This window comes from Microcoleus sp. BM001215392, from assembly GCF_036700185.1.
Lineage (GTDB): Bacteria > Cyanobacteriota > Cyanobacteriia > Cyanobacteriales > Microcoleaceae > Microcoleus.
Window position 1 is genome coordinate 1 of sequence record NZ_JAUBOJ010000436.1, and the last position, 5792, is coordinate 5792.

General features: G+C 43.1%; 3 protein-coding genes and 1 pseudogene. 2 read left to right on the forward strand and 2 right to left on the reverse strand.

What is annotated here, in order from left to right; genetic code table 11:
• Positions 1 to 138 precede the first annotated feature (138 nt).
• Positions 139 to 1260: a GTPase domain-containing protein gene (locus QT974_RS30005; RefSeq protein WP_333472034.1), complete on the reverse strand. Its 1122-nt coding sequence runs from the start codon at positions 1258 to 1260 to the stop codon at positions 139 to 141.
• Positions 1261 to 1663: 403 nt separating this feature from the next.
• Between QT974_RS30005 and QT974_RS30010 the strand changes: the two are divergent.
• Positions 1664 to 3016 (forward strand): annotated as a pseudogene (locus QT974_RS30010) (NB-ARC domain-containing protein).
• Between the two features lie 206 nt (positions 3017 to 3222).
• Entirely contained in the window at positions 3223 to 4080 is an 858-nt protein-coding gene (locus QT974_RS30015; RefSeq protein ID WP_333472035.1) for a lysophospholipid acyltransferase family protein, read from the forward strand.
• 13 nt (positions 4081 to 4093) lie between these two features.
• Here the strand turns inward: QT974_RS30015 and QT974_RS30020 are convergent, their stop codons facing one another.
• Positions 4094 to 5470 carry an NAD(P)/FAD-dependent oxidoreductase gene (locus tag QT974_RS30020; protein ID WP_333472036.1) on the reverse strand — a complete coding sequence of 459 codons (1377 nt, stop codon included), beginning with the start codon at positions 5468 to 5470 and terminating at the stop codon, positions 4094 to 4096.
• Between the last annotated feature and the right edge of the window lie 322 nt (positions 5471 to 5792).

The window sequence follows — 5792 nt, forward strand, 5'->3', positions numbered from 1 at the left end:
AAATCTCGGCACAGATGCTTTAGTTATCTCAGAAACCCGGTTTCTTAAGAAAGATCGCCCTTCACCAAAGCCAAACTAAACGCCGATGAAGGTTGGGTTGAGGGAGGAAACTAAACCGACGCGAGAGGGGCGATCGGACTATAATTCCGTAGTAAACCGTCGAATAAAGTTTTCCACATTTCTATCAGAGATCATCCCTTTAACCATTCTATTTGCAAATTTTTCTACCTCATTCATTGAAACATTAACATTGTCTACATAAAGTTTTTTAGCTCTATATCCTATCATTCCAGCACAAATTACATAGCACAGTGTTTGTAGAAAAACTCCAGCAGCATACCCACCAGCAGTTCCAAAAACCGGCGATATAGTAGTTCCAGAAACTCCTCCTAGAATTTTTAATAGACCAGTTCCCCATTTAATAAATTCAAATTCCCAACCAAATTCTTGATGAAACTCACTATAAAAATTTTTGGCTTTCAATTCAGCCTCTTCATAATCTTCTCCAGTCAATGGGCTTATAGAAGATTTGTAAGCTACAATAATCTTCTGGATCATTTGTATAACTTCTTCGTCAAACTTAGGTATTTCATGGATAGGAATTCCTGAAGCTGCAAGAGAAGTTACTTTTAGCATTGTTTCACGAATAACACTTGCACAGTCTTTTGATTTAGTTCTAAGAATAATATTGAACAAAAAAGCTTTTTGAGAATCTTCAAGTCCTCTGGCAATAGCATCTTTCAATTCTTCAATTCCAATTTCTTGTGCCACCAGACTGCAAATCCCTAAAATTTTTGGAGAGGAATGACCTAAATCTCTTTCGATTTGATGCTTTATCTTTAACCAGTCCTCTCTTGGAAAAACTGTGTCTATTTTAGAGATGGCTATAACGATGTGAGAGCCATATATTTGTTTTAATATAAAACAATCTGTCTTATTACTCGCAGTCCAGCCAGATGCAGCATTAACGAAATAAACAACTAAATCTGCTCCCCTGTAGATACTTACATCTGTTCCTGGTGCTCTCAATCCAGGCGTATCAATAATCTTCACAGCTTTAGACAATGTGGGTACTTCGTATGGATCGTCAGTTAATGTAAATCCCGTGATGATAGATACCTCTGCAACTTCTTCGCCCCGAATAGCATTAACTGTAGAAGATTTGCCACTATTAACTTCTCCAACAAAAGCTATTTTCAACCCCTCTCTTAACTTTTTAATCAATTGCTTTGTGGATTCCGTATTTCTAAAATTTTTCATAGGTCGAAGATTGCGTTTGTAGGTGTGTTGGCTGTTAAGGAAATTGAGCGCTATACGTCCTATGCTTACTCTGCCTACTCTGTGTATTGCAAGTTATACAAATCCGATGAGCTTACCCTGGCTTTTTCAGCTTTTCTTGACTCCGGTTGGGAATCCGTTTAAGGCGATTTCACTTGTCATCAGACATCAGTAGATTTAGCAAATAGCCAGAAACACCTTGATAATTCCCTCATTATTCCTTAGAAATAACGAATTTGCCTAGCCAAAAAATGTTCTATTTTGCCGCCATTATTTTACCTACTTTCACTTTATTTAATCTGGTTTTATACGAGACTGTACGAAAATGTACCAAAAAGCTGGAAATGTGAGCTACAATACATAAAACATCACACTCCGTGACCAGATGGATCTTAAAGAAGTGTTAAAACTCGCAGATGATATAGTATTTGCTAAAACGGGTTAGCACCTTGACGATTTACAAGCAGCAGTATTGCAAGGAACTCTACAACGTGAGACATACAAGCAAATAGCGAAGGATTTTGACTGTTCTGAAAGTCGCATCAGGGAAATCGGATCGGAATTATGGCAGATACTTTCAGAAGACTTAGGGGAAGATGTTAATAAAAAGAATTTTCGATCGGCAATGGAGAGGTGGCAAGTTTCAAATGTCTCCAATTTTGCAAAAGATGTTGTAGGGATTGGTATCTTTAACATCTGTGGAGAAGCTAGACACCCGCCAAACATACCAAACTCAAACCCACCAAATCAAGAAACATCCCATCAAGAGTTAAGCGAGATGCCGGAATTAGGTGCTTTCTACGATCGCACCCACGAACTCCAAACCCTCACAACCTCGATTCTACAACAAAACAGCCGCCTCATAACCATCACCGGCGGACTCGGCATCGGCAAAACATCCCTAGCAATACAACTCGTACAAAAAATAAAAGACGACTTTGAATACGTCGTTTGGTGCAATCTCGATACATCCCCCACTCTCCCGGAATTTGAAGCCAACTTAATCCAGTTTTTCTCCCAGTCAGCAAAGCAAGACTCCCCGACAACCAACCAGAAAGCATTACCCCTAATTAAATATTTACAAAAACATCGGTGTTTAGTAGTCTTAGATGACATTCAAAACCTGTTCAGCAGCGGCGAATTAGCAGGAAAATATAAACCTGGATACGAAGAATATCGCTCTTTATTTAAACAAATAGAAAAATTATCCCATCAAAGTTGCTTCCTGCTAATCGGTTGGGAACCACCCAAAGAAGTTCCTCAACTCACCAGCGAAAATACTCCCATTCGTATTTTACAACTCGCTGGCTTAGACACCACGGCCGCGCGGGAAATACTCAGAGATAAAGGATTAGCAGAAATCGATAACTGGGAAATACTCATTCACCGCTACCAAGGCAATCCGTTATGGTTAAAAAGCGTGGCGACTCTGATGCAAGAGTTGGGAATTGGCGCGAGTGAGTTATTATTAAATGATACCGTATTGTTGCCAGAAGATTTGAAAGATGTTTTGCAGCAGCAGTTTAGTCGCCTATCCGAAATAGAAAAACAAGTCCTCTGTTTGTTTTGTCGGGAAAGTGAACCAGTTAACCTGGCAAAATTACTAGAATATGGCACTGTGCGATCGCCAGATTTGCTGAATGCGCTGCAATCTTTATCGCGGCGTTGCTTCATTGACAAAACAGGAAGTTTTTATACTTTGCCACCTGTCTTGAGGCAGTATGTCCAAGAATTATGATTTAACTCTTAAAAATCGCCTAATATGGTGTTGACTTTTCTCCGTCTTTTGCTGTACTATAAGAATGTATATAGAATAATGGAAATAGTGAGTTTTTTATTTTTGATGCGCCAATTCCCATTATAAATAAAGTATATGTCAATTCGCAAGAATTTGCAATACTAAAACAATACTTCTTTAGGCCGATCGCACTTCAGCACCAATCAATGAAATATTCCGCATCCAGCCCCAGAAACAACAGCCAAACATCTCGCTTTGACGGATTATCTTTGGACGATCGCAATCCCGACTTCATTAAACTAATGCTGCCGCTCTGGGAATGGCTGTACCGCTACTATTTTCGCGTCCAAAGCGACGGCTGGCACCACGTCCCCGCGAGCGGAAAAATGCTCGTTGTCGGCTCTCACAACGGGGGAATCGCCGCTCCTGATATGTTTATGTTCCTATACGAATGGTTCCACAGATACGGTACGGAACGCTTGGCCTACGGATTGATGCACCCCACGGTTTGGCAAGTTTCTCCTGATATTGCTGGTATGGCGGTGCAGTGCGGCGCGATCAAAGCACATCCGAAAATGGCGATCGCAGCTTTGCGAAAAAATGCCCCGGTTCTGGTGTATCCTGGTGGCGCCGAAGATACTTTTCGTCCCCATCACTTGCGCAATAAAATCTACTTTGCCGGACGCAAGGGATTTATTAAGTTAGCATTGCGAGAAGAAGTGCCGATCGTACCAATTATATCGCACGGTGCCCACGATACTTTAATAGTTTTGGCAGATTTGTACGAAGAAGTTAAGCGATTGCATGAATTGGGGATGCCGTGGTTGTTGGGCATCGATCCGGTAGTATTTCCGGTGTATTTGGGATTACCTTGGGGGTTGAGTATTGGGCCTTTGCCAAATCTGCCTTTTCCCGTGCAAATTCGGACTCGCGTGTGCGAACCGATCGTATTTGAGAGGTACGGTAAGGAAGCTGCGGGCGATCGCGATTATGTTGATGCTTGTTTCGATTTGGTCACCAATCAAATGCAACGGGAATTAGATTGTTTGGTTGGGAATGGGTAATTGCACAAATCTATTAATTGTGCTTTCGGGTGACTAATTTGCCGATCGCCTTTACCGCAATTTTAGGATGAAAAAGTACAGTCGGCGGCGCAATCATGTGCAGAACTTCCAAAAAAGCTTGACAAACTTTCGCATCTGTCACTAGCGCCTTTAACACCAGATCCATGTAATTAATTGTCAGTCGTGCAGCCAAGTTTGGTCTCGCACCCTCACTTCCCCGATAGCGCGAATCCTGACCGATCGCAAACGTCCAAGGAATTGTATGCAATTTGGCGACTTTTTGTTGAAAATGTCGCCCAAAGCCCGTTAAATCGCCTTCAGGATAGCGCTGACGCTGTTTTTGCAGACATTCATCCAGCATCTGAGCATCCAATCCAGCAACCGTCATTCCTTGGCCGTAAACTGGGTTGAAAGCGCAAACTGCATGACCGACAATTACCAAGTTTTCAGGATAACGGGAGAGGCGTTCGTAGTGGCGCAAACGGTTTTGTGTACCTCGATAACTGTACGCAGGTGCGATCGCCTTTGCATCTTTAATCGCATCATAAATCATCGGGGTTGGCAGACTGCGCGCAAATTCTACAAAACCTGCGTCATCTGCGGGCGGATAATCGCGATCGCCCCCAGCCATAATTGCTAGCCACCGATTCCCCTCGATCGGGAAAATTGCACCGCCGCGAGTGCGTAATGGCGGATCTCCTGATACAAATACTGGCGCTGTCTCTGACAATTTACCGCTGGATTCATAGATGCGCGTCGCATAGCCGACAAAAGCATTGATCACCGTTTCTGGCGGAGATTCGTAGCCGATTTTTTTCAACCATTTAGGTGTTTGGGAAACTTGGCCGCTAGCATCGACTACTAAATCTGCATTCAAATTGTCTTCATTGATGTTACCTGGGTTTTGGCGATCGCGCTTCCTCACCGACACTCCAGCAATCGCCGTGCCCTGAGAATTCGCCAGCAACCCGGTTACAGTCCCTCCTTCCAGGAAATGCACGTTCGTATTTTCTGTCAACCGCTGGCGAATTTGGCGATCGAGTAAATCGCGACTGAACATAACTAAATCATCTGGATCGGGGGTAAAATGTGTCGCCCAACCAGCCGGACTAAACCACCGGATCGACTTCGGATCTAACCTCGGAGCACCAGCAGATATCAGTTCGTTTTCTAAGCCGGGAAACAATTGTTCTAGGATGATTTTTCCGCGAGTCAAAAGGATGTGCAGGTGTCGGGATTGAGGAATACCGGGGCGAGGCGCGGGTTTTTCGGGAAAAAAATCTCGTTCAACAATACTTACGCGATCGAAGTGTTTTGCTAATACCCTAGCAGCCAGTAATCCTGCTAGACTACCGCCCATAATAATCGCGTGACTTTCTCGCTGCATCATCCCCTCCTTTCAAGGCTCATAACTAATACCATCTTACAAATTTTTGTACCAAACAAGTGTGGCGTTTGTTTACAGTCTACGAGCGATTACACAGGTGCGGATCTATGAGATTGTCGATATTTATTTAGGTATTTTTGAGGGCGACGCACCCTACGACTCACCATAAGTATTGTATTAGTTTACTATCTACGACCGATTACACAGGTGCGGATCTATGAGATTGTCGATATTTATTTAGGGATTTTTGAGGGCGACGCACCCCGCACCCGGGTGCATCTGGTTTTGGAAGCCTGAAGAAGCATGACCGCATATAAGTTATTAG

Coding starts and splice junctions, on each gene's coding strand:
- QT974_RS30020 (WP_333472036.1), bottom strand. CDS start 5,470: ATGATGCAGCGAGAAAGTCACGCGATTATTATGGGCGGTAGTCTAGCA.
- QT974_RS30015 (WP_333472035.1), top strand. CDS start 3,223: ATGAAATATTCCGCATCCAGCCCCAGAAACAACAGCCAAACATCTCGC.
- QT974_RS30005 (WP_333472034.1), bottom strand. CDS start 1,260: ATGAAAAATTTTAGAAATACGGAATCCACAAAGCAATTGATTAAAAAG.